This is a genomic window from Streptomyces sp. NPDC090442 (genome assembly GCF_044769405.1).
Taxonomy (GTDB): Bacteria; Actinomycetota; Actinomycetes; order Streptomycetales; family Streptomycetaceae; genus Streptomyces.
Genome location: NZ_JBIVXW010000012.1, coordinates 22,256 through 46,063, shown reverse-complemented (window position 1 = coordinate 46,063; position 23,808 = coordinate 22,256). Strand labels below are relative to the sequence as shown.

Here is a 23,808-nt window from a genome sequence, read left to right as displayed (position 1 = left end):
TCTGGCAGACTGTCTGCCTATGGGTGAAGCGCACGTGAGGACTCTGGACGACCTGTCAGCCGCCCCGCCGACCAGCGGGGAGCGGGCGGATCGTCCGGCGGAGAAGGGCCGGCTGGCCCGGTTCAGAACCCCGCGCTCGCCCCGGCTCTGGTTCGAGATCCTCCTGATCGCGGTCAGTTACTGCGTCTACTCCATGATCCGCAACGCGGTCCCGGAGCAGAAGGCGCAGGCGCTGCGGAACGCCGACTGGATCTGGCGGGCCGAGCACTCCCTGGGCATCGCCGTCGAGCACACCGTCAACCACGCCGTGAATTCGGTCACCTGGCTGATCGTGTCGATGAACTACTACTACGCGACGCTGCACTTCATCATGACGATCGGGGTGCTGGTGTGGCTCTACCGCTGGCATCCCGGGCGGTACGCGGCGGCCCGGCTGGCGCTCTTCGCGACCACCGGCGTCGCGCTGATCGGTTACTACTTCTACCCGTTGGCGCCGCCCCGGCTGATGCCGGACGGCGGCTTCGTGGACACCGTCATCGAGCACGGCACCTGGGGCTCGATGGCGTCCGGGAACCTCGCGTCGATGTCCAACCAGTACGCCGCGATGCCGTCGATGCACATCGGCTGGTCGCTGTGGTGCGGCCTCACCATCGCGCTGCTGGCGAAGCCGGTGTGGGCCAGGGCGCTGGGCCTGCTGTACCCGGCCACGACGCTGACGGTGATCGTCTCCACCGCCAACCACTTCTGGCTGGACGCGTTGGGCGGGGTGCTGTGCCTGGCGTTCGGCTATGCGCTGGCGTACGCGTGGTACGGACGACTGCCGCACCGGCTGGCACGGTACGCGGGGGTGGCGAAGGTGAAGGTGCCGAGGCCGCTCAAGGCGTGAGCGGTGCGCGGGGGTGATCCCGCGCACCGGGCGGCGGCGGGCCGCGGGCGCTCCCGATTCCGGGCGCCCGCGGCCCGCCGTCGTTGGTGGGCGGACGTCGACGGTCGCGTAGTGCGGTCGCCCGTGGTCAGAGCGTGGCGCGGTGGGTGAGGTGCCCGCCGGTAACGGTCAGGCGGACGGGGGCGGTGGCCACCTCGTCGGCGGGGGCGGTGACCGGGTCGACGGCGAGCGCGGTCACGTCGGCGCGGAAGCCGGGCGCGATCCGGCCGGCCTCGGCCTCCTCGCCGGCGGCGAGCGCGGCGTGCGCGGTCAGGCCCTCCAGCGCCTGCAGTCCGGTCAGTGCCTGGCCGGGGGTGACCGGCGCGACCTCGGGGCGGCCCGCGGGGCGCCGCAGCCGGGCGGTGGCCAGCACCTGGCGGGGGTCATGGTGGGCGATCGGCCAGTCGGAGCCGAGGACCAGGACGGCGCCGGCGTCCCGCAGGTCGCGGCAGCGCCAGGCGCGTCCGGCCCGCTCGGCGCCGACCCGTCGGGACCAGGCGTCGGTGTGGTCGGCGCGGGTGTAGTGGGTGTGGGTGGGCTGCATGGAGGCGACCACGCCGAGCCGGGCGAAGCGCGGGAGTTGGGCGTCGGGGACGGTCTCGATGTGCTCGATGCGGTGGCGGTACCGGGCGCCGGGCCGGGGGTCGCCGAGCAGTTCCACCGTGTCCAGGACGTGGCGGACCGCGGCGTCGCCGATGGCGTGGGTGGCGGTGCGCACCCCGGCCCGGTCGAGGTGGTGGACGGCGTGGGTGTAGGCGGCGGGGTCGGGCCAGAACGCGTCGGTGCCCTGGCCGTGGCAGTCGGGCCGCTCCAGCCAGGCCGTGCCGCCCTCGACGGTGCCGTCCATGAAGAACTTCACCCCGCCGATCCGCCAGTGCCGGCCGGCCCGGCGCTGGAGCGCGACCAGGTGGTCCAGGCCGTCGGCGTCGATGCCGGGCATGCACCAGGGGGCGAGCCGCAGCCGGACCGGGAGGTGGCCGTCCGCCTCGATGCCGGCGAGGAGTTCCGGCGCGTCCGCGTCCTCCATGTCCATGACGTGGGCGCCGGTGAGGCCGGCCGCGGCCATCTCCCGCAGCAGGCCCAGCAGTCGGAGCCGGCGGTGGGCGGACGAGGGGCGCGGCATGGCGGGCAGCACCAGGTTCATCGCGGCGTGCTCGACGAGGTGCCCGGTGGGGCGTCCGGCGTCGTCGCAGACCACGCTGGCGCGCTGGGCGAAGTCCCGCGGCCCGGTGATCCCGGCGGCCTGCAGCGCCCGGCCGCTGGCCAGCGCCGAGTGGCCGTCGTAGAGGCGCAGGAAGGCGGGGGCGCCGCCGAGCGCGTCCTCGATCAGGTCGCGGTGGACGGGATGGTCGCCGAAGGCGTTGTGGTCCAGGCCCCAGCCGGTGAGCCAGCCGCCCCGGGGCGATTTCCGTACCGCGGCGGCGAGTTCGGCGCGCAGTCCGGCGAGGTCGCGGACGGCGGTCAGGTCGAGTCCGGTGGCCATCTCGACGCCCCACAGGGGGTGGCTGTGGCCGTCGGTGAGGCCGGGGACGAGGGTGGCACCGGCCAGGTCGATGACCTCGGTGGCGGCGCCGCGCCAGTGCCGTACGTCCGCCGCGTCGCCGACCGCGGCGATCCGCCCGTCCTTGAGGGCGACGGCCTCGGCCCGGGGGCGGGCCGGGTCCAGGGTGCGGACCCGGGCGCCGACCAGGATGGTGTCGGCGGCGGCGAGCGGGGCGCGGGACGGGCTGGGCGGCACGGTAACTCCTCGGTGCGGGGCGGATGGTGGGGCCGGGCGGGGTCGCCGGTCAGCCGCGGGCGGCGGCCTCTTCGGGCGGGGCGTCGGAGGGGTCCGGGGCGGCCGGCTCGGCCCGTTCCTCGTCGGGATCGGCGGCGAAGCCCGCGTAGACGGCGGGGCGGGTGCGGCGGACCCGGCGGGCCAGCAGCAGACCGGCGGCGAAGGCGGCCGGGACGATCAGGACGAGGACGACGTTGGTGCCGAGGTCCGCGCCGGTCAGGCTGTCGATCTTGGAGATGACCAGCCAGAGGGCACCGCACATCAGCACCGCGGCGAGCAGCGGCGCGACCTTGGTGCGCAGCGCCCCCTCCTGGTGCCGGATGCGCCGGAAGTACAGCAGCACGGCCACCGCGGTGAGCACCTGGAGCGCCATCAGGCCCAGGATCCCGGGGGTGTTCATCCACAGCAGCAGTTGGGTGTAGGGGTCGGCGCCGGCCAGCGCGAAGCCCACGATGACCAGGACGGCGAGGACGCTCTGCACCACGCCGGCGACGTACGGCGAGCGGTGCCGCGGGTGGACCCGGCCGAGGGCGGCGGGCAGCACGCCCTCCTCCGCCATGGCCAGGCCGTAGCGGTTGATGGCGTTGTGGAAGGCGAGTTGGGAGGCGACGATGCTGGTGACGATGAACAGGTGCATCAGGCCGGTGGCCCAGCTGCCGACGTAGTGGGTGGTGGCGGTGAAGAAGAGGCCCGCGGGGTCCTCCGCGGCGGCCTGGAGGATCCGGTCGGAGCCGTACGCCTGGATGATGATCCAGATGGTGAAGGCGTAGAAGACGCCGAGGAAGGCGACCGCGATGTAGGTGGCGCGCGGGATGGTGCGGCGGGGGTTGCGGGCCTCGCGGCGGTAGATGGCGGTGGACTCGAAGCCGGTGAAGGCGGCGAAGGCGAAGGCCAGCACCGCACCGGTGCCGGGGACGAGGACCGCCTCCGGGGTGAAGGAGTCCAGCGTCAGGCCGTCGGCGCCGCCCTGCAGCAGGACGCCGCCGGCGAGCAGCAGGAGGATGCCGGTCTCGGCGACCAGCAGCACGCCGAGCACCTTGGCGCCGAAGGTGATGCTGCGGTACCCGAGGTACCAGATGACCACGACGCCGACGAGCGCGATCAGCGGCCAGGGGACGTGCACGCCCCAGAACGCCTGGAGGGCCTCCTGGGTGGCGGTGGCGAGCAGGCCGTAGACGCCGATCTGCATGCCGTTGTAGGCGAGCAGGGCCACGGTGGCGGCGCCGAAGCCGGCCGGGCGGCCCAGGCCCCGGGTGATGAAGGCGTAGAAGCCGCCGCCGTTGCGCACGTGCCGGGCCATGGTGGTGAAGCCCACCGCGAACAGGGCGAGGGTGGCGCCGGCCAGGGCGTAGCCGACCGGGGCGCCGACGCCGCCGGCGCCGAGCGCGATCGGGGAGGTGCCGGCCATGACCGTGAGCGGGGCGGCGGCGGAGATGACGAAGAAGGCGATGTCGGCGACGCCGAGGGTGCCGCGGCGCAGCGTGGCACCCTCGGCGTCGGTCGGGGGTGGCGTGGCCCCGTTGTGGGACGCGGAATCTACGGCCATGGCTCGGTTGCCCTTCTGCGACCGGAGGGGAGAGGGGGAGCGGCCGTGCGCGTACGGGGTGTGACGGCGAGGTGACCGCGGAAAGAGGGAGAAACCTATAGCCTTTTGGTTTATGGACCGTACCCCGCGCCGTACGATTCCGGAAGACCCCCCAATGGGGTCTTTTGTCGGGAGGGGGCACCATGGGGCGGCCGCACAAGGCCCTGTTGGACCGGGCACGAATCGGCGAGACCGCGCTCCAACTCGTCGACGAGAAGGGCGACTTCAGCATCCCGGAGGTGGCCCGGCGGCTCGGCGCGCAGACCGCTTCGGTATACCACCACGTGGACGGCCGGGCCGGGGTGATCGAGCTGCTGCGGGAGCGGGTCGCCGAGGCGATGGACCCCGACACCCTGCGCGACGCTCCCTGGGACGAGGCGCTCGCCGCCTGGGCGCGCTCCTACCGCGCCGCGTTCGCCGCCCACCCGCGGACCATCCCGATGCTGATGACCGCGCCGGTCCGCGCACCGCGGGCGCTCGCCCAGTACGACCAGGTGGCCGGGCTGCTGCTGGACGCCGGCTTCGCACCCGGGGCGGTGCTGGCGGTGATCACCGGCCTGGACAACCTCGTGCTGGGCTCGGCGCTGGACATGGCGGCGCCGGAGCGGATGTGGGAGGCCGCCGGCGCGGCCGACGCGCCGCGGCTGGCCGCGGCCCAGGACGCCGCGGGACCGGACCGCGCCGACACCGCCTTCGAACTCACCCTCGCCGGCTACCTGGCGCACCTCCGGGCGCTGCGCGCCGACGGCACGACCGCGCCGTAGCCCCTGGGGCCTCCGGCCCTACCCCCCGTAGAACAGCTCCTCCACCACGGCGCGGGCCCGCCGGGTGGTCCGCCGGTAGTCATCGACCATGTCCCCGACGTGCCCCTCCTCGTAGCCCAAGTAGCGGCCGACGGCGGCCAGTTCACGACCGTCCGCGGGGAAGGTGTCCCCGGGCCGGCCGCGCACCAGCATCACCGCGTTGCGCACCCGGGCCGCCAAAACCCACGCCTCGTCCAGCGTCCGGGCCTCGTCGGTGCCGAGCAGCCCGGCGGCGTGCGCGGCGGCCAGCGCGTCCCGGGTCCGGGTGGTGCGCAGCCCCGGCAGCTCCCAGCCGTGCCGCAACTGCATCAGCTGGACCGTCCACTCCACATCGCTCAGGCCGCCGCGGCCCAACTTGGCGTGCGTGGTGGGGTCCGCGCCCCGGGGCAGCCGCTCGGACTCCATCCGGGCCTTGAGCCGGCGGATCTCCCGGACCGCGTCCTCGCCCAGGCCCTCGGCCGGGTAGCGCAGCGGGTCGATCAGCTCGACGAACCGCTCCCCCAGCTCCGCGTCGCCGGCCACCGGCTCGGCACGCAGCAGCGCCTGCGCCTCCCACACCAGCGCCCAGCGCCGGTAGTACGCCGCGTACGAGGCCAGCGTGCGCACCAGCGGGCCGGACTTGCCCTCCGGGCGCAGGTCCGCGTCGATCGGCAACGGCGGGTCGGTGGAGGGGAGTTGGAGCAGCCGGCGCATCTCGTTGGCGACCGCGTGGGCGGCCTTGGCGGCCTCCTGCTCGTCGGCGCCCTCGCGCGGCTCGTGGACGAAGAGCACATCGGCGTCCGAGCCGTAGCTCAGCTCGTGGCCGCCGAAGCGGCCCATGCCGATCACCGTGAACCGGGTGGGCAGGGTGTCGCCCCACTGCGCGCGGACCGCGGCCCGCAGGGCGCCGGCGAGGGTGGCGGCGTTGACGTCGGAGACCGCCGAGCCGACCGTGTCGACGGCGTGGCCGTGGTCGCTGTCGGCCGGGCTGGACTCGGTGCCGAGCGCGCCGATGACGTCCGCCGCGGCGGTGCGGAACAGCTCCCGGCGGCGCACCCCGCGGGCCGCCGCCACCGCCGCCTCGGCGCCGTCCGCGCGGCCGACCGCGGCCAGCACCTCCTGCTCCAGGGCGGCCCGGCCGCGCGGCTGGAGCCCGTCGGCGGCGCCCAGCAGGGCGACCGCCTCGGGGGCGCGCAGCAGCAGGTCCGGGGCGAGTCGGCCGGCGGACAGCACCCGGGCGAGGTTCTCCGCCGCGGCGCCCTCGTCGCGCAGCAGCCGCAGGTACCAGGGGGTCTTGCCGAGCGCGTCGGAGACCTTGCGGAAGTTCAGCAGTCCGGCGTCCGGGTCGGCGGAGTCGGCGAACCAGCCCAACAGCACCGGCAGCAGCGTCCGTTGGATGGCCGCCTTGCGGGTCACCCCGGACGCCAGCGCCTCCAGGTGTCGCAGCGCGGCGACCGGGTCGGCGTAGCCGAGGGCCTCCAGGCGGTGCCCGGCGGCCTTCGCCGACAGCCGGGCCTCGCCGACCTCCAGGTGGGCGACGGCGTCCAGCAGCGGCCGGTAGAACAGCTTCTCGTGCAGCCGGCGCACCTCGCGGGCGTGCCACTTCCACTCCCGGCGCAACGACTCCACCGGCTCGGTGCGCAGCCCCAACGACCGGGCCAGGCGCCGCAGTTCGGACTCGTCCTCCGGCATCAGGTGGGTGCGGCGCAGCCGGAACAACTGGATCCGGTGCTCCAGGGTGCGCAGGAAGCGGTAGGCGGCGTCCAGCGCGGCGGCGTCCTGGCGGCCCACGTAGCCGCCGGCAGCGAGCGCCGCCAGGGCGTCCAGGGTGGTGGCGCTGCGCAGCGTGGCATCGGTGCGGCCGTGCACCAACTGCAGGAGCTGGACGGCGAATTCGACGTCCCGCAGGCCCCCGGGGCCCAGCTTGAGCTCCCGGTCCACCTGGGCGACGGGGATGTTCGCCACCACCCGGCGGCGCATCTGGCGGACGTCGGCGACGAAGTTCTCCCGCTCGGCGACGTCCCACACCATCGGCGCCAGCGCGTCGACGTACTCCTGGCCCAGCGCCAGGTCGCCGGCCATCGGACGCGCCTTGAGCAGCGCCTGGAACTCCCAGGTCTTGGCCCATCGTTGGTAGTAGGCGAGGTGGCTGGTCAGGGTGCGCACCAGCGGGCCGTTGCGGCCCTCGGGGCGCAGGTTGGCGTCCACCGGCCAGATGGTGCCCTCGATGGTGCTGTCCGAGCACAGCCGCATCATCCGGGAGGCGAGCCGGGTCGCGGCCTGCAGCGCCTTGGCCTCCTCGGCGCCCTCCCGCGGCTCGGCGACGTAGATGACGTCCACGTCGGAGACGTAGTTGAGCTCCCGGCCGCCGCACTTGCCCATACCGATGACGGCCAGCCGGCACTGGGCGGCGTCGCCGGGCTGCTCCTCGTAGGCGATCTCCAGCGCGGCGCGGACGGTGGCGGTGGCCAGGTCGGCGAGCTCGGCCGCGGTCTCGGCGACGTCGATGGTGCCGCACACGTCGCGGGCCGCGATGCCCAACAGGCAACGGCGGTAGGCGACCCGCAGCGCGTCCGCGCGCGGCCGGTCGGCGCCCGGCCCGTCCCAGATGCCGTCCGCCAGCGCCTGCTCGAACTCCGGGGTGGTGGGGTGCAGATCGACCGATTCGTAGGTGACCAGCGACCGCCACTCCCCCGGGTGCCGGGCCAGGTGGTCGCCGAGCGCCTCGGAGGCGCCCAGCACCCCCAACAGCCGGTCGCGCAGCGGCTTGGCGGCCGCGACGGTGGTCAGCAGCTCCTGCCGCTCCCCGGGGTCGAGCGCCTCCACCAGCCGGGCCAGGCCGCGCAGCGCCAGGTCCGGGTCGCAGGTCCCGCCGAGCGCCTCCAGCAGCACCGAGTCGTCGCGTACGGGGGCGAGTTCGGGGGCGTCGAGCAGCGTCCCGGCCGCCGAGGGGTCGGTGAAACCGTGCCTCAACAGCCGGGTGAAGGTGCTGCTCCGCCGTCCCTGCGGAGCGGGTAGTGCCATGGCGCGGCCTCTCGACGGCGGGTCGGCGCGGACCCGAGGGGGTGGTCCGGCCTCAGAGCACCGGGAGCATCTTCCGCAGCTCGAAGGCGGTGACCTCCGAACGGTACTCCTCCCACTCCTGCTTCTTGTTGCGGAGGAAGAAGTCGAAGACGTGCTCCCCCAGCGTCTCGGCCACCAGCTCGCTGCGCTCCATCAACTCGATGGCCTCGCCGAGGTTCTGCGGCAGCGGCTCGATGCCCATCGCCCGGCGCTCGGAGTCGGACAGCGCCCACACGTCGTCGTCGGCGCCGGCCGGGAGCTCGTAGCCCTCCTCGATGCCCTTCAGGCCGGCCGCGAGCAGCACCGCGTACGCCAGGTACGGGTTGGCGCCGGAGTCCACGGAGCGGACCTCGACGCGGGTGGAGCCCATCTTGCCGGGCTTGTACATCGGGACGCGGATCAGCGCGGAGCGGTTGTTGTGGCCCCAGCAGATGTAGGAGGGGGCCTCGCCGCCGGCGCCCGCGGTGCGGTTGGCGCCGCCCCAGATGCGCTTGTAGGAGTTGACCCACTGGTTGGTGACGGCGGAGATCTCGGCGGCGTGCCGGAGCAGGCCGGCGATGAACGAGCGGCCCACCTTGGAGAGTTGGTACTCGGCGCCGGACTCGTGGAAGGCGTTGCGGTCGCCCTCGAAGAGCGAGAGGTGGGTGTGCATGCCCGAACCCGGGTACTCCGAGAAGGGCTTGGGCATGAAGGTGGCCTGCACGCCCTGCTCCAGCGCGACCTGCTTCATCACCAGCCGGAAGGTCATGATGTTGTCGGCGGTGGAGAGCGCGTCGGCGTAGCGCAGGTCGATCTCCTGCTGGCCGGGGGCGCCCTCGTGGTGGCTGAACTCCACCGAGATGCCCATCGATTCCAGCATGGTGATGGCCTGCCGGCGGAAGTCCATCCCGACGTTCTGCGGGGTGTGGTCGAAGTAGCCGGAGGAGTCGCCGGGGATCGGCCGGGAGCCGTCCACCGGCTTGTCCTTGAGCAGGAAGAACTCGATCTCGGGGTGGGTGTAGAAGGTGAAGCCGAGGTCGGAGGTCTTGGCCAGGATGCGCTTGAGGACGAACCGCGGGTCGGCGTACGAGGGCGAGCCGTCGGGCATCAGGATGTCGCAGAACATCCGGGCGGTGCCGGGGGCCTCGGCGCGCCAGGGCAGGATCTGGAAGGTGCCCGGGTCCGGCTTGGCGATCATGTCGGACTCGTAGACCCGGGCGAAGCCCTCGATCGCGGAGCCGTCGAAGCCGATGCCCTCGTCGAAGGCCTGCTCCAGCTCGGCCGGGGCCACCGCGACGGATTTCAGGAAGCCCAGGACGTCGGTGAACCACAGCCGGACGAAGCGGATGTCGCGCTCTTCCAGGGTCCGGAGCACAAACTCCTGCTGCTTGTCCATGGTTCACCAATCCTTGCAGGTCATTCGGCCTGTCCACGCGGGGATCATCGCGTCGTGGCCCACCAGTATCACGTCAGGGGGTTACCGTCACATTACGCACCCTTGGCCTGAATCAGAACCGTTCTCCGTCCGCCCGCGCCAGGCATCTTCCCCGTGCGAGGCCGGCTCTGCGCGGCCGACGGCCACATTCCGTGCGGCTTGATCCAGTCTTGGAGGCGGCGTGGGGGGCCGTTGACCGGGTATTGAGCGGCCCGTTCCTTGCCCTTCCGGCGGTTCTTCCGGCGGTTGTTGCGGGCGGCGGCGCGGGGCGTCAGCGATCCGGGGTCGCCGGGTCGGCGGCGAGGTCCAGTACGGCGCGGGCGATGGCCTCCGGGGCGTCGGCCATCATCAGGTGGCCGGCCGGGGCGGCGACCGTGCAGCGGCCGCCCAACAGCTCGGCGAGCGCCCGCTGGCGGGCCAACCACCGCTGGTCGCGGGCGCCGTCCCCGCCGTCGTGGGCCGCGAGGACGGCGACCGGGACGGCGGGCAGCGGGCGGTCCGTGCGCAGCGCGGCGAGGTCGGCGGCCTGGTAGGGGTAGGTGGCGTTCTCCAGGACGCAGGCGCGCACGACCCGGCTGGTGCGGTAGCCGGCGGCCTCCCACGGGTGCGGCGGGTGGCTGCCGACCGTGGTGGCGCGCCCGATCAGTCGCCGGGTGGCGGGCCCGAGGGCGCGCGGCATCCCGGCGGCCGACAGCGCCCTGGCCACCGCGCCGGCCCACGCCGTCCGCACCGCGCGCGGCAGTCGGGGCCGCGGGTCCTCCTCGACGCTGCCGTCGACGAGGACGAGCCCGGCGCAGCGGTCCGGGTGCAGCCGGGCGAACGCCTCGGCGTGGAAGCCCGCCAGCGAGTGTCCGACGACGACGGCCGGCTCCCGGTGGCCGAGCGCGTCCAACAGCCCGGCGATCCGGTCCGCCTCGTCCGCCAGGTCGGGCGGCCCGTCGGCCGGGGCGCTCAGGCCCAGGCCGGGGCGGTCGAAGCGGACGACGGTGCGGTGCGGGACGAGCAGCGCGGCGACCGCGTCCCAGTCGAACCAGGCCATGCCGAGGCCGCCGCTGAGCACGGCGACGGGGCCGCGGCCCTCGCTCAGCACGTGCAGCGGCAGCCCGCCGACGCGCACCATCCGGCCGGGGGCGGGGCGGGGTTCTGCGGGGCGGGTCACGGGGCTCGTTCTCCTTGCGGCGGGTCCGCAGGGCGCGGCGTCGGTACGGGCGGAGGTGCGGTCCGGTCCCCGGTGTCGGAGCGGGCCAGGCAGCCGGCGAGCACGGCGAGGTAGACGGCGACCAGCAGCACCTGGAGGCGCTGGCCGACGCCGAGCGCCCAGGTCGCCCGGCCCGCGGTGAGGACGGCGATCTCGGCCATCGTCCAGGCGGTGGCGGCGAGTTCGGCCAGCACCAGCACCGGGCCGAGGCGGGCGAGCGCGGGCCACTGGCCGTACCGGCGGGCGGCGACGGTGAGCAGGACCAGCGCGGCGAGCGCGCCCAGCATGGCCAGGGTGCTGCTGACCGCGTGCGCGGTGTGGGTGGCCGGGACCAGCCCGGCGGTCTCCCGGGCGGCGCAGACCGGGTCGCTGGTGGGCGGGCAGCTCAGCGGCAGCCGGGAGTCCACCGCGGTGGCGGCGCCGAACAGGGCCAGTGCGGCCAGGCCGGCGGTCGTCCAGGGCCGCCGCCGGGTCGCGGCGAGCGCGAGCAGCGCGCCAAGGAGCACCAGCAGCCCGGCGACCAGGTCGGTGGCCCGGAACAGTCCGCCCAGCGGCTGGTCCGCGGCTGCCAGTTCGCTCACGTACGCCCGCACCGGGTCCAGACCGGTGACGATCACCAGCTCCAGCACCCAGGCGGTATAGGCGAGCGCACCGAGGAACAGCACGGCGGCGGCCGCCGTACGGGCACCGGGTGCGGGGCGGGTCGGGCGCACGGACATCCTGGTGTTCGGGTGGAAACCGACGGTTCGTCCGGAATGCCGGGTTCGCCGGGGACGGGGGAAGGCCAAGAATAGGCGGACGGTCCACGGGGCGCGGCGAGCGCGGCGCGATGGGGCACCTCCGGGGCGGGTCCCGGGAGCCCGGGTGCGCCGTGCAGGTCTCCGGCCGTCGAGAGGTGCGCGATGCGTGATCACCGCAGGGCCGCCGCCCGGCCCGGTCGCCCACCGTGCGGCCGGTGGCCGATATCCCCGGCCACCGCGCCAACCAGGCCGCACCCGACCGCCGGCTGAGTGCGCCGGAGCACTTCCCGCCACCCGCACGGCCTCCCCGACGATCCCCCGACTCGGCCCCGCCCCGGCCTCTCCGTGGCGCCCCCGTCAGGCCGGGCCGGCGGATCTCGCACCTACCGGCGTCCGCGGTCGCTCTCGCTCCCCGTCCCCCGACATCGCCACGAGGTGCTCAACTCATGGACTCTCCTTCCACACACTCCAGACGCGCTCTGCTCAGCGCGGGCATCGCGGTCGCCGGCGGCGGCCTGCTGGCCTCGTCCGCCGGTACCGCCAGCGCGACCCCACGCCCGGACGCCCCGCGCGCCCACGACCCCTCACGCGGCAGCGGCTATGTCGACCCGCGCGGCCCGGAGGTCGCCGACGTCGAGCGCCGGCGCAACGACTCCGGGCGGGTGCGCCGGCTGCACGTCGAGGCCCGGAGAGCCCGGATCGACCTCGGCAGCCTGGCCGTCGACACCTGGGTGTACGGCGACGAACTGCCGGGCAAGGAGATCCGGCTCACCGCGGGCGACACCCTGTCGATGACCTTCGTCAACCACCTCCCGCAGTCGACCACGGTGCACTGGCACGGGCTCGGACTGCGCAACGACATGGACGGCGTCCCCGACATCACCCAGCGCTCCATCAGACCCGGCGACTCCTTCCACTACCGCTTCCGGGCCCCCAACCCGGGCACCTACTGGTTCCATCCGCACGTCGGCGTCCAGCAGGACCACGGGCTCTACGGCCCACTGATCATCGACGACCCCAGGGAGCCGTTGGAATACGACCACGAGTGGGTGGTCGTCCTGGACGACTGGCTCGACGGGGTGGACGGCGCCAACCCGGACACCGTGCTGAACGAGCTCAACCACGGCCGGGGCTCCATGCACGGCAACGACGACTCCGACCACGGAGGCGGGCACGGCACCATGGCCGGACACGGATCCGACCACGGGCGCACGAACGACCACGGCGCCGGGCACAGCAACAGCAGTTCCGAGCGCCACGACCACGACGGTCGCGACAGCACGGGCGGCGAGACGAGGCCCCCCGGCTGGGGACCCGCGGTCCTGCCCACCATGGACCTCGACCGGCTCGTGCCCGACGTGGACAGCTCGCGCCTGGGCGACCTGGGCCTGGGGGTGGCGAACCAGAGCCTGCACGACGTCGGCCTGGGCGACGTGCCGCTGCCCGGCACCAGCGACCGCGCGGCCGTGCGCGCCGCGCCCGTGCCCACGTCGCGGGCGAGCCGCGGAGCGCGCCGCGACGACGGTCCGGGACACGGCGGCCACTCCGGGTCCAACCGCCTCCTGAGCGACAGCAGCCACAGCACCGTGCTGAACAGCATGCCCGGCAACGTGAACTACCCGTACCACCTCATCAACGGCCGCACGAAGAGGGCGCCGGAGACCTTCCGGTGCCGGCCCGGCGACCGGATCCGGATCCGCTTCATCAACGCCGGCGGCGACACCGCCTACCGCGTGGCGCTGGGCGGGCACCGCATGACCGTGACGCACACCGACGGCCACCCCGTGGAGCACGCCCGTGCCGAGCAGTTGCTCATCGGCATGGCCGAGCGCTACGACGTCCTGGTCACCGCCAGGTCCGGGGTCTTCCCGCTGGTCGCCATCGCCGACGGCAAGGGTTCGGGCAAGAGCGCGCTGGCCGTGCTGCGCACCGCGAGCGGCCGGGCTCCGGAGGCGTCGGCCCACCCCAGGGAGTTGGAGGGGCCGCTGATGACCGCGGACCGGCTCCGGGCGGGCGAGAGCGTGCGGGCCCGGAGCCGGCGGCCGGACCGCACCATCAGCCTGCGGCTCAACGGCAACATGCGGAGCTTCAACTGGGCGATCAACGGGCGCCCGTACACCCCGTCACAGCGCTACCCGGTCCGGGAGGGAGAGCGGGTGCGGTTGGTGTTCCGCAACCGCACGAAGATGTGGCACCCGATGCACCTGCACGGCCACAGCTTCACGCTCCCCGACGGCGGGCCGCGCAAGGACACCACGATCATGCGGCCCGGTGAGCGCCTGGCCGTGGACTTCGACGCCGACAACCCCGGGCTGTGGATGCTGCACTGCCACAACATCTACCACTCGGAGTCCGGGATGATGACGGTCCTCGGCTACCGGCGGAAGTGACCGCCGGGACCGGGTTCCCCATCCCCACCGCGGCCCCCTGTGACGTCGTCGCGGGGGGCCGCGGCACGGCGTCGCACCCCCCATCGCGTCAGAAAGACGATTAGACTGGCGGGGTGCCTCAACTCCGTCTCGCCCTCAATCAGATCGATTCCTGTGTCGGCGACATCGCGCGGAACGCCGAGACGATCGTGCACTGGACCCGGCACGCCGCCGGCCAGGGCGCGCACCTCGTCGCCTTCCCCGAGATGGCGCTGACCGGCTACCCCGTCGAGGACCTCGCGCTGCGCGCCTCGTTCGTGGAGGCCAGCCGGGCCGCGCTGACCGAACTCGCCGGCCGGCTGGCCGCGGAGGGGCTGGGCGACGTCCCGGTCGTCGTCGGCTACCTCGACCGCTGCGCACAGGCACTGCCCCGCTACGGCCGGCCGGCCGGCGCGCCGCAGAACGCGGCGGCGGTGCTGCACCGCGGCGCGGTCGCGCTCTCCTTCGCCAAGCACCACCTGCCCAACTACGGCGTGTTCGACGAGTTCCGCTACTTCGTCCCCGGCGACACCCTGCCCGTGATCCGGGTCCGCGGCGTCGACGTGGCGCTGGCCATCTGCGAGGACCTGTGGCAGGAGGGCGGGCGGGTGCCGGCCGCGCGCAGCGCCGGCGCCGGGCTGCTGCTGTCCGTCAACGCCTCGCCGTACGAGCGGAACAAGGACGACACCCGGCTGGAGCTGGTCCGCAAGCGGGCCCAGGAGGCCGGCTGCACCACCGCGTACCTGGCGATGACGGGCGGTCAGGACGAGTTGGTCTTCGACGGCGACTCGATCGTCGTCGACCGGGAGGGCGGGGTGATCGCGCGGGCTCCGCAGTTCGCCGAGGGGTGCGTGCTGCTCGATCTGGAGCTGCCCGCCGGGGCGCCCGAGCCGCCGTCCGGGGTGCTGGACGACGGGCTGCGGGTGGACCATGTGGTGCTCTCTGCCCAGGAGTTGGCGCCGTACCCGCCGCAGACGGCGGGCGGGGTCGCCGAACGGCTCGGCGACCTGGAGGAGGTCTACACCGCGCTGGTGGTGGGGCTGCGCGCCTACGTCGCCAAGAACGGCTTCGGCAGCGTGGTGCTCGGGCTGTCCGGCGGGGTGGACTCCGCGCTGGTGGCCGCGCTCGCCTGCGACGCGCTGGGCGCCGGGCAGGTGCACGCGGTGGCGATGCCCTCGCGCTACTCCTCCCGGCATTCCCTGGACGACGCCGCCGAGTTGGCCCGCCGTACGGGGCTGCACTTCCGCACGGTGCCGATCGGGCCGATGTTCGACGCCTATCTGGGGGCGCTCGGGCTGACCGGGCTCGCCGAGGAGAACCTCCAGTCGCGGCTGCGCGGCACGATCCTGATGGGGATCTCCAACCAGGAGGGGCACCTGGTGCTCGCGCCGGGCAACAAGTCCGAGCTGGCGTGCGGCTATTCGACGCTCTACGGCGACTCGGTCGGTGGCTACGGCCCGATCAAGGACGTCTACAAGACCGTCGTCTACGAGCTGGCGCACTGGCGCAACCGGGCCGCCGCCGAGCGCGGCCAGACCCCGCCGATCCCGGAGCACACGCTCAGCAAGCCGCCCAGCGCCGAGCTGCGGCCCGGCCAGGTCGACACCGACTCACTGCCGGACTATCCGGTGCTGGACCGGGTCCTGGAGCTGTACGTCGACCGTGACCTGGGCCGGGCGGAGATCGTGGCGCAGGGCTTCGACGCGGCGCTGGTGACCCGGGTGCTGCGGCTGGTGGACCGCGCCGAGTACAAGCGCCGGCAGTACCCGCCCGGCACCAAGATCTCCGCCAAGGGCTTCGGGAAGGACCGGCGGCTGCCGATCACGAACCACTGGCGAGAGGGGGCGTGACGGCGTCCGCCGCCTCCCGGGCCGGAACCGCCGGCCCCGGCTCGCCCTCGCCGCCGCGCGCCACGATCTTGGTGGTCTCGGGGGCGCCGCGGTCCAGCAGGCCGGCGACCAGCGCCACCACCAGGCCGGCGGCGGCCAGCACCGCGCCGGCCAGGGTGGGCGAGGTCCAGCCCCAGCCCGCCGAGAGGACCAGGCCGCCGATCCAGGCGCCGCCGGCGTTGGCGAGGTTGAACGCCGACTGGTTGGAGGCGGCGGCCAGGGTGGGCGCGTGCTGGGCCTTGTTCATCACCAACATCTGCAGCGGCGTGGTGGTCAGGAAGCCGACCGCGCCGATGAGGACGATGCTGACCAGCGCCGCCCACTTCACCGTCGCGACGAAGTGGAAGACGGTCAGGACGACGGCGAGCGCGCCGAGGGCGGCGTAGAGGGTGGGGCGCAGCGCCCGGTCGGTGAGCGGCCCGGCGGCCAGCGCGCCCAGCGTCATGCCGATGCCGAACAGCGCCAGGACCACCGGGACGGTGCCGGCGGCGAAGCCGGTGACCTCGGTCATCATCGACGCCAGGTAGCTGTAGACGGCGAAGACCCCGGCGAAGCCGAAGACGGTGGTGAGCAGGCCGAGCAGCACCTGGCGGTTGCCGAGCGCGCGCAGCTCGCCGCCGAGGCCGGTGCGTGCCTCGGCGGGCAGCGGCGGGATCAGCCGGGCCAGGGAGGCCATCGCGACCAGGCCGATGACGGCCACGACGAGGAAGGTGGCGCGCCAGCCGAGGTGCTGGCCGAGCAGGGTGGCGGCGGGCACACCGACGATGTTGGCGATGGTCAGGCCGAGGAACATGGTCGCCACCGCGCGGGCCCGGCGGCCCTCGTGCACCATCCGCGCGGCGACCACCGCGCCGACGCCGAAGAACGCGCCGTGCGGCAGCCCGGCCAGCAGCCGGCCGGCGACCAGCAGGCCGAAGGTGGGGGCCAGGGCGGAGGCGAGGTTGCCGACCGTGAAGACCGCCATCAGCGCCACCAGCATCCGCTTGCGGGGCACGCGGGAGCCGAGGGCGGTCAGGAGCGGGGCGCCGATGACGACGCCGAGGGCGTAGGCGGAGACGAGGTAGCCGGCGGTGGGCACGGAGGTGCCCAGATCGTGCGCGACGTCGGGCAGCAGGCCCATCATCACGAACTCCGTGGTGCCGATACCGAAGGCCGAGATCGCGAGCGCGAGCAGAGCCAAGGGCATGGAGAACCTTTCGGGGTCGGGGGGTGCGCGGTGCACCGCGCGGGCGTTCTGCGCCGAACGCCTAAGTTCGAGTACGGAACAAAGTGTCCCAGGCCCAGTATTCCGACGCGAAAACGGCATGTGAAAAGCCCGCGTCGGCGGGACGTCCCGGGGGACGTCCGACCGACGCGGGCCTCTCGCCCGGCCGCGCTCCTCAGACCTTCAGGGTCGCCGCCACCGGCCGGTGGTCGCTGCCGGTCGCCGGCAGCACCCACGCCTTGACCGGGTCGATGCCCTTCACCAGGATCTGGTCGATCCGGGCCATCGGGAAGTCGGTCGGCCAGCTGAAGCCGAAGCCGTCGCCCGCCGCCCCCTGGGCGGAGCGGAGCTGGGAGGTCAGCGGGGCCAGCGAGCGGTCGTTCATGGTGCCGTTGAGGTCGCCGAGGAGCATCACCTGGCGGACCGGGTCGGCGGCGATCGCCTCGCCGAGCGCCCGGGCGCTGCCGTCCCGCTGGTTCGCGGTGAAGCCCTTGTCGACGTGGACCCGCACGGACGGCATGTGCGCGACGTAGACCGCGATCTGGCGGCCGTCGGCGGCGGTGACGGTGGCGCGCAGCGCCCGGACCCAGCCGATCTTGATGTCCACCGGGCGGGCATCGGCCAGCGGACGCTTGCTCCACAGGCCGACGGTGCCCTGCACCGTGTGGTACGGGTAGGCCGCGGCCAGGCCCGCGCGGTAGGTGGGCAGCGCCTTGCTGGTCAGCTCCTCCAGGGCCACCACGTCCGCGCCGGAGGCCACGATGTCGCGGGCGGTGCCGGCCGGGTCGGGGTTGCCGGCGTCGACGTTGTGGGTGAGCACGGTGAGGTTGCCGCCGGTGCCGGACTTGTCGGTGATCTGCCCGCCGAAGAGCGCGACCCACGCGACGGCCGGCAGCACCAGCGCCACCAGCGCCGTCGCCGAGCGGCGCAACAGCGCGCAGAGCAGCAGCAGCGGGACGCCGAGCCCCAGCCACGGCAGGAAGGTCTCCAGCAAACTGCCCAGATTTCCCACGGTGTTGGGGATCCGGGCGTGCAACACCATCGCCAGCCCGAGGGTCACCGCGAGCACCGCCAGGATGATGCCGCGGCGCCACATCCCTTCCCTGCGCCACCAGTTGCGCAGGCGCCCCGGCCGGGAGCCGGCTCGCTCGGGCCCCTGGCCCTGTCCCGCTTGCGTCACGTACGCCTGCGCCATTGTGTTGTCCTCACTGCCTTGCCGCCCTGCTCCGGTGCGCCTCACCTGTGATCATCGACCCTAGGCGATGGCGGTGAAACGCTCTCTTAGATCCGCGTGCCGCCGGACCCGCCTTGACGTTCCGTAGGGGATGACGGGCCGTCCGACGCCCCGGGTTCCGGATCGGCGCTTCGTGACGGCGGCTGTGACAGAACGGGCATGGTCCGGTCACACGCCCCCCCGCCCAGGGTCACCCGGCCTTCGCGTCCGGCGGCGCGGGACGGGGCCGGACGCCCTCCAGCACCGTGTCGACGATGGCCTCGGCGAACCCCTCGGGCAGCTCCCGCCACTCGCGCAGCAGGGCGCGGGCCAGCATCGGGCCGACGAAGAGGTCGGCGAGGGTCTCCAGGTCCTGGTCGGTACGGACCTCCCCGGTGGCCATCCCGCGCCGCAGCACCCCTATGAGTGCCTCGTGTCGGGCCCGGACCACCGTCTCGTGGTACTCCGTCCACAGCTCGGGCTGGGCCCCGACGTGGCTGACGACCGTGCGCAGCACCGCGGAGCTGCGCTTGGCCAGGCCGCGGTGGCGCCAGAACTCCAGCAGCGCCACCAGGTCCTCGCGGACCGAGCGGCCCAGCAGCGGCGGGTCGGGCGCGTCCAGGGACCGCATCACGTCGAGCAGCAGCGCGCTCTTGCCGGGCCAGCGGCGGTAGAGCGTGGCCTTGCCCACACCGGCCTCGCGGGCGATCCGCTCCATGGACAGCTCCCCTATCGGGACGCCGTCCTCGATCAGGCGGAGCACCGCCTCGACGATGGCGGAGCCGGCGGCGGCGCTGCGCGGGCGGCCCCGGCGCGCGGGGGCCGGCGCCCCCGCGCGCGCCCCGCGCACCGACCCGCCGTCTTCCGCCGCCTTCATCGCGCCGCGCCCGCCTTCCGTCCGTCCTGCGGCTCCGTCGGATGCGGGGCCGGGGCCATTTTGCCCGGCAGGAAGGTGGCGACCACCAGGGCCCCGAGCATCGAGACGCCCGCCGAGCCCAGCGCGGTGACGTGCATGGCGTGCAGGAAGGCGTCGTCGGCCCGGGCGGTCAGCGGGTGGGCGAGGGCCGGGTCCAGCCGGGCGGCGAGGCCGAGGGTGGCCTCGATGGACTCGCCGGCCGCGTCCCGCACCGGGCCGGGCAGGCCGGGCAGCGCGTCGAGGGCGCCCTGGATACCGGTGCGGTAGCTGGTGGACAGCAGCGAGCCCAGGACGGCGACGCCGAGGGTGCCGCCGACCTGCCGGAAGATGTTGTTCAGCGCCGAGCCGGAGCCGGCCTTCTCGCGCGGCAGCGACTGCATGATCGTGACGGTGACCGGCGGCATGATGTGCGCCATCCCCGTGCCCTGGAAGAAGAACAGCGCCTCCAGCACCCAGATCGGGGTGGTCCTCCCCAGCAGCAGCATCCCGGCCATGGTGACGGCCACCACCAGCATGCCGGCGGTGCACACCGCGCGGGCGCCGAACCGGTCCACCGCGAGCCGGGCCCGCGGCGCGAAGATCAACTGCGCGGCGGCCAGCGGCAGGATCAGCATCCCCGACTCCAACGGGCTGTAGCCGCGCACGCTCTGCACGTAGAAGACGATGAAGAACGTGACGCCCATGAGCGCGAAGAAGACCAGCGCGATGGCGGTGACCGCGGCCGAGAAGGCCGGCCGGCGGAAGTAGCCGATGTCGATGGAGGGGTGGTCGCTGCGCTTCTGGTGGACGACGAAGCCGGCCAGCACCACCAGGCCGGACAGGACCGTGGCCAGCACCACCGGGTCGGTGAAGTCGGCGAGTTGGCCGCCCTTGATGATCCCGTAGACCAGCAGGACCAGGCCGACCACCGAGAGCAGCACGCCGAGCGGGTCGAGCCGCCCGGGGGCGGGGTCCTTGGAGTCGGGCACCAGGACCACCATCGCGCCCAGCGCGAACAGCACGATCGGGACGTTGATCAGGAAGACCGAGCCCCACCAGTAGTGGTCGAGCAGCAGCCCGCCGGCGATCGGGCCGACGGCGATGGCCACCCCCACGCCGCCGGCCCACACGCCGATCGCCCGCGGCTGCTCATCCCGTTCGAAGACGTTCATCAGGATGGCGAGGGTGGCCGGCATGACGAAGGCGCCGCCGAGGCCCATCAGGGCGCGGAAGGCGATGAGTTGGGCTGGCGAGGAGGAGACCGCGGCGAGCACCGAGCCGGTGCCGAAGACCGCCAGGCCGAAGAGGAGCACCTTCTTCCGGCCGAGGCGGTCGCCGAGCAGGCCGGAGGTGAACAGCAGGCCGGCGAAGACCAGCGTGTAGGCGTTGATCGCCCACTCCAGCTCGCTCTGGGTGGCGCCGAGGCCGTGCGGGGCCGGGGTCGCGATGGTCTTCATCGCGATGTTGAGGATCGAGTTGTCCAGCACCACGATCAGCAGGCTGAGCATCAGGACGGTGAGGATCACCCAGCGCCGCCGATGGATGTGCTCGGAGATGCGGGGGGCCGCTGGAGCGCCGGGTGCGTCGGGTGGCGTCGGTGAGGTGGCCATGGCGCCACCATACGCCGCTTCCGATACGGAACCGTTCCGTATCGACAGGGGCGTCGGGAGGCGCCACCGGTTCGCGGGAACGCCCCCGACCTGCGGGGGGACCGGCCGCTCCGACCGCCCCCTTTTGCGCCCCGGGCGGGCCGTGCCAGCATGGACGGGAGTCCGGAGACACCGTCAGGGTGCTTCGAGATGAGGAAACAGGAGCCGTCACCATGACGCAGCTTTCGCCTGCCCGGAAACCGGCCACGGGGGCATCCCAGGAGCCCGCCGCCAAGGCCGGCAGGGAGAACCCCAAGTCCCTCTACGGGGGCACCCGTTCGCGGCGGATCACGGTCCGCGACATCGCCGCCGCCAAGGAGCGCGGCGAGAAGTGGCCGATGCTCACCGCCTACGACGCGATGACCGCCTCGGTCTTCGACGACGCCGGCATCCCGGTGCTGCTCGTCGGCGACTCGATGGGCAACTGCCACCTCGGCTACGAGTCCACCGTGCCGGTCACGCTGGACGAGATCACCGTGCTGTCCGCGGCGGTGGTCCGCGGCACCACCCGCGCCCTGGTCGTCGCCGACCTGCCGTTCGGCTCGTACCAGGAGGGCCCGGTCCAGGCACTGCGCAGCGCCACCCGGCTGGTCAAGGAGGCCGGGGTGGGCGCCGTCAAGCTGGAGGGCGGGGAGCGCTCCGCGCACCAGGTGGAGCTGCTGGTCGCGTCCGGTATCCCGGTCATGGCGCACGTCGGGCTGACCCCGCAGTCGGTACACGCCTACGGCGGCTACCCGGTCCAGGGGCGCGGCGAGGAGGCCGCCCAGCAGCTGCTGCGGGACGCCAAGGCGGTGCAGGACGCCGGGGCGTTCGCGGTGGTGCTGGAGGCGGTGCCGGCCGAGCTGGCCGCCGAGGTGACCCGCTCGCTGCACGTCCCCACCGTCGGCATCGGCGCCGGCGCCGAGTGCGACGCCCAGGTGCTGGTGTGGACGGACATGGCGGGCCTCACCGCGGGCCGGGTGCCGAAGTTCGTCAAGCAGTACCTGAACCTGCGCGAGTTGCTGGGCGGCGCGGCCAAGGAGTTCGCCGAGGACGTGGTCGGCGGCGCGTTCCCCGCCGCTGAGCACACCTTCCACTAGAGGAGTCCGGCCGACAGGCCGCCGACCGCCGTTGTCCACAGGCTGTCGGCGGCCTGTCGGTGCGTTGTCGGTGGTGCCTGGCACTGTGGGGGGCATGACGCGACAGACGAAGACCACCAGGGGCGGCAACGCCGTCGAGGTGCGCGGTCTGGTCAAGCACTTCGGCGAGGTGAAGGCCGTCGACGGGGTGGACCTGGACGTGCAGGAGGGCACCGTGCTCGGTGTGCTCGGCCCGAACGGCGCCGGTAAGACCACCCTCGTACGCTGCCTGTCCACCCTCCTGGTGCCGGACGCCGGCCGCGCCGTGGTGGCCGGCTGCGACGTGGTGCGCCAACCCCGCGCGCTGCGCCGCCGGATCGGCCTGACCGGACAGTACGCCTCGGTCGACGAGAAGCTCTCCGGTTTCGAGAACCTCTACATGATCGGCCGCCTGCTCGACCTGGGCCGCAAGGACGCCCGCGCCCGCGCCGACGAGATGCTGGAGCGGTTCTCGCTCACCGAGGCCGCCAAGCGACCGGCCGGGAAGTACTCCGGCGGCATGCGCCGCCGGCTCGACCTGGCCGCCTCGATGATCGGCCGCCCCTCGGTCCTCTACTTGGACGAGCCGACCACCGGCCTGGACCCGCGCACCCGCAACGAGGTGTGGGAGGAGGTCCAGCGGATGGTCCGCGAGGGCGCCACCGTCCTGCTGACCACCCAGTACATGGAGGAGGCCGAGCAACTCGCCCACGAGCTCGCGGTGATCGACCGCGGCCGGGTGATCGCCGAGGGCCGGGTCGAGGAGCTGAAGGCCAAGGTCGGCGGGCGGACGCTGCAGATCCGGCCGGCCGACACCGGCGAACTGGACCGGATGACGGGCGCGTTGGTCCAGGCCGGCCTGGACGGCGTCGGCGGGGCCACCGCCGACCACGCCGAGGGCGTGGTCAACGTGCCGATCCTCAGCGACGAGCAGTTGACCGCGGTGGTCGGGGTGCTCGGCGCCCACGGCTTCGCGCTGGCCGGCATCAGCACCCATCTGCCCAGCCTGGACGAGGTGTTCCTGGCCATCACCGGCCAGAAGAGCAGCGGGACCGACGAAGCGGACGACGCACAGCCGTCCGACGAGCACGAGCAGTACGCGGAGGTGGGGGCATGAGCGCCGCCACGATCACGACGGGCGCCGCCCGATCCACGACCGACGAGGGCCGGATCGGCCTGCGCAGCAATCTGCGGCACATCGGCGCGCTGGCCCGGCGCAACCTCGTGCAGATCAAGCACGACCCGGAGACGCTCTTCGACGCGCTCCTGATGCCGGTCATCTTCATCCTGCTGTTCGTCTACGTCTTCGGCGGCGCCATCGCCGGCAAGGGCAACCAGCACGAGTACGTGCAGTACCTGGTGCCCGGCATGATGGCGATGATGGGCATGAACATCGCCATGGCGGTGGGCTCCGGCGTCAACGAGGACTTCCGCAAGGGCGTGATGGACCGCTTCCGGACGATGCCCATCGCCCGGTCCTCGGTCCTGATCGCCAAGATCGTCGTCGAGGTCGGCCGGATGCTGCTGGCCACCGCGATCCTGCTGGGCATGGGCTTCGTGCTGGGCCTGGAAATACGTGGCTCGGCACTGGAGTTCGTGGCCGCGATCGCGCTGTCCACGCTCTTCGGCGCCGCCCTGATGTGGATCTTCATCCTGCTGGGGCTGAGCGTGAAGACCCCGCAGGCGGTGCAGGGCATGGCGATGTTGGTGCTGATGCCGCTCCAGTTCGGCTCGTCGATCTTCGCGCCGACGCAGTCGATGCCCGGCTGGCTGGAGGGCTTCACCAAGGTCAACCCACTGTCCAACCTCGCCGACGCGGCCCGCGCGCTGATCAACGGCCACGGCGCGGTGGCCCACCCGGCGCTGATCACACTCGGCTGGGCGGTCGCCATCACCGCCGTGACCATGCCGCTGGCCGTGCGGAAGTTCCGCACCAAGACCTGACGCAACCGCCCGCGGGGGCCTCCCG

At 73.6% G+C, this 23,808-nt stretch carries 17 protein-coding genes; 7 read left to right on the top strand and 10 right to left on the bottom strand.

The features are described 5' to 3' along the window. Positions 1–19: 19 nt before the first annotated feature. Positions 20–886 carry a phosphatase PAP2 family protein gene (locus tag ACIQU6_RS11390; protein WP_403481388.1) on the top strand — a complete coding sequence of 289 codons (867 nt, stop codon included), beginning with the start codon at positions 20–22 and terminating at the stop codon, positions 884–886. A 127-nt stretch (positions 887–1,013) separates the two neighbouring features. Here the strand turns inward: ACIQU6_RS11390 and ACIQU6_RS11385 are convergent, their stop codons facing one another. Both ACIQU6_RS11385 and ACIQU6_RS11380 read right to left on the bottom strand, forming a co-directional pair. Next, complete coding sequence (locus ACIQU6_RS11385; RefSeq protein ID WP_403481387.1) at positions 1,014–2,663, bottom strand: amidohydrolase; 1,650 nt, start codon at positions 2,661–2,663, stop codon at positions 1,014–1,016. A 49-nt stretch (positions 2,664–2,712) separates the two neighbouring features. Further along, positions 2,713–4,248, bottom strand: a complete 1,536-nt coding sequence (locus ACIQU6_RS11380) for an APC family permease (protein WP_403481386.1) — start codon at positions 4,246–4,248, stop codon at positions 2,713–2,715. Positions 4,249–4,430: 182 nt separating this feature from the next. On the opposite strand from ACIQU6_RS11380, the gene ACIQU6_RS11375 reads away from it, so the two are divergent. Continuing rightward, on the top strand, positions 4,431–5,051 hold the full coding sequence (locus ACIQU6_RS11375) for a TetR/AcrR family transcriptional regulator (RefSeq protein ID WP_403481385.1): 621 nt from the start codon (positions 4,431–4,433) through the stop codon (positions 5,049–5,051). A gap of 18 nt (positions 5,052–5,069) precedes the next feature. On the opposite strand, the gene ACIQU6_RS11370 is transcribed toward ACIQU6_RS11375, so the two are convergent. The 4 genes from ACIQU6_RS11370 to ACIQU6_RS11355 form a co-directional block, all read right to left on the bottom strand. Next, positions 5,070–8,093 (bottom strand): bifunctional [glutamine synthetase] adenylyltransferase/[glutamine synthetase]-adenylyl-L-tyrosine phosphorylase, encoded by a 3,024-nt coding sequence (locus ACIQU6_RS11370; protein WP_403481384.1) that lies wholly within the window; start codon positions 8,091–8,093, stop codon positions 5,070–5,072. A gap of 52 nt (positions 8,094–8,145) precedes the next feature. Continuing rightward, positions 8,146–9,507: a type I glutamate--ammonia ligase gene (gene glnA / locus ACIQU6_RS11365; protein ID WP_274916014.1), complete on the bottom strand. Its 1,362-nt coding sequence runs from the start codon at positions 9,505–9,507 to the stop codon at positions 8,146–8,148. A gap of 310 nt (positions 9,508–9,817) precedes the next feature. Then, complete coding sequence (locus ACIQU6_RS11360; protein WP_403481469.1) at positions 9,818–10,666, bottom strand: alpha/beta fold hydrolase; 849 nt, start codon at positions 10,664–10,666, stop codon at positions 9,818–9,820. Between the two features lie 35 nt (positions 10,667–10,701). Then, entirely contained in the window at positions 10,702–11,463 is a 762-nt protein-coding gene (locus ACIQU6_RS11355; protein ID WP_403481383.1) for a DUF998 domain-containing protein, read from the bottom strand. Between the two features lie 467 nt (positions 11,464–11,930). Here ACIQU6_RS11355 and ACIQU6_RS11350 point away from each other — a divergent pair, with 467 nt between their 5' ends. Together ACIQU6_RS11350 and ACIQU6_RS11345 are read left to right on the top strand one after the other, a co-directional pair. Continuing rightward, a complete protein-coding gene (locus ACIQU6_RS11350) occupies positions 11,931–13,874 on the top strand; it encodes a multicopper oxidase family protein (RefSeq protein ID WP_403481382.1) in 1,944 nt (647 codons plus the stop codon). 113 nt (positions 13,875–13,987) lie between these two features. Continuing rightward, positions 13,988–15,742 (top strand): NAD+ synthase, encoded by a 1,755-nt coding sequence (locus ACIQU6_RS11345; protein ID WP_403481381.1) that lies wholly within the window; start codon positions 13,988–13,990, stop codon positions 15,740–15,742. Here ACIQU6_RS11345 and ACIQU6_RS11340 read toward each other — a convergent pair. The 4 genes from ACIQU6_RS11340 to ACIQU6_RS11325 all read right to left on the bottom strand — a co-directional run bounded on the left by ACIQU6_RS11340 (position 15,714) and on the right by ACIQU6_RS11325 (position 20,703). Further along, on the bottom strand, positions 15,714–16,967 hold the full coding sequence (locus ACIQU6_RS11340) for an MFS transporter (RefSeq protein WP_403481380.1): 1,254 nt from the start codon (positions 16,965–16,967) through the stop codon (positions 15,714–15,716). The two genes, ACIQU6_RS11345 and ACIQU6_RS11340, sit on opposite strands and share 29 nt — an antisense overlap. Positions 16,968–17,160: 193 nt before the next feature. Beyond that, positions 17,161–18,081: an endonuclease/exonuclease/phosphatase family protein gene (locus ACIQU6_RS11335; protein WP_403481468.1), complete on the bottom strand. Its 921-nt coding sequence runs from the start codon at positions 18,079–18,081 to the stop codon at positions 17,161–17,163. Positions 18,082–18,409: 328 nt separating this feature from the next. Next, positions 18,410–19,075, bottom strand: a complete 666-nt coding sequence (locus ACIQU6_RS11330; protein WP_403481379.1) for a TetR/AcrR family transcriptional regulator — start codon at positions 19,073–19,075, stop codon at positions 18,410–18,412. After that, complete coding sequence (locus ACIQU6_RS11325) at positions 19,072–20,703, bottom strand: DHA2 family efflux MFS transporter permease subunit (protein ID WP_403481378.1); 1,632 nt, start codon at positions 20,701–20,703, stop codon at positions 19,072–19,074. The genes ACIQU6_RS11330 and ACIQU6_RS11325 overlap by 4 nt, the downstream gene beginning before the upstream one ends. Positions 20,704–20,915: 212 nt before the next feature. Between ACIQU6_RS11325 and panB the strand changes: the two genes are divergently transcribed. From panB to ACIQU6_RS11310, 3 genes are all read left to right on the top strand, one after another. Next, complete coding sequence (gene panB / locus ACIQU6_RS11320) at positions 20,916–21,821, top strand: 3-methyl-2-oxobutanoate hydroxymethyltransferase (RefSeq protein WP_403481377.1); 906 nt, start codon at positions 20,916–20,918, stop codon at positions 21,819–21,821. Positions 21,822–21,915: 94 nt separating this feature from the next. Beyond that, positions 21,916–22,956, top strand: coding sequence for an ATP-binding cassette domain-containing protein (locus ACIQU6_RS11315; protein ID WP_403481376.1), 1,041 nt, complete (start codon positions 21,916–21,918; stop codon positions 22,954–22,956). Further along, positions 22,953–23,783 carry an ABC transporter permease gene (locus ACIQU6_RS11310; protein WP_403481375.1) on the top strand — a complete coding sequence of 277 codons (831 nt, stop codon included), beginning with the start codon at positions 22,953–22,955 and terminating at the stop codon, positions 23,781–23,783. Before ACIQU6_RS11315 ends, ACIQU6_RS11310 begins: the two co-directional genes overlap by 4 nt. The last annotated feature ends 25 nt before the right edge of the window (positions 23,784–23,808 follow it).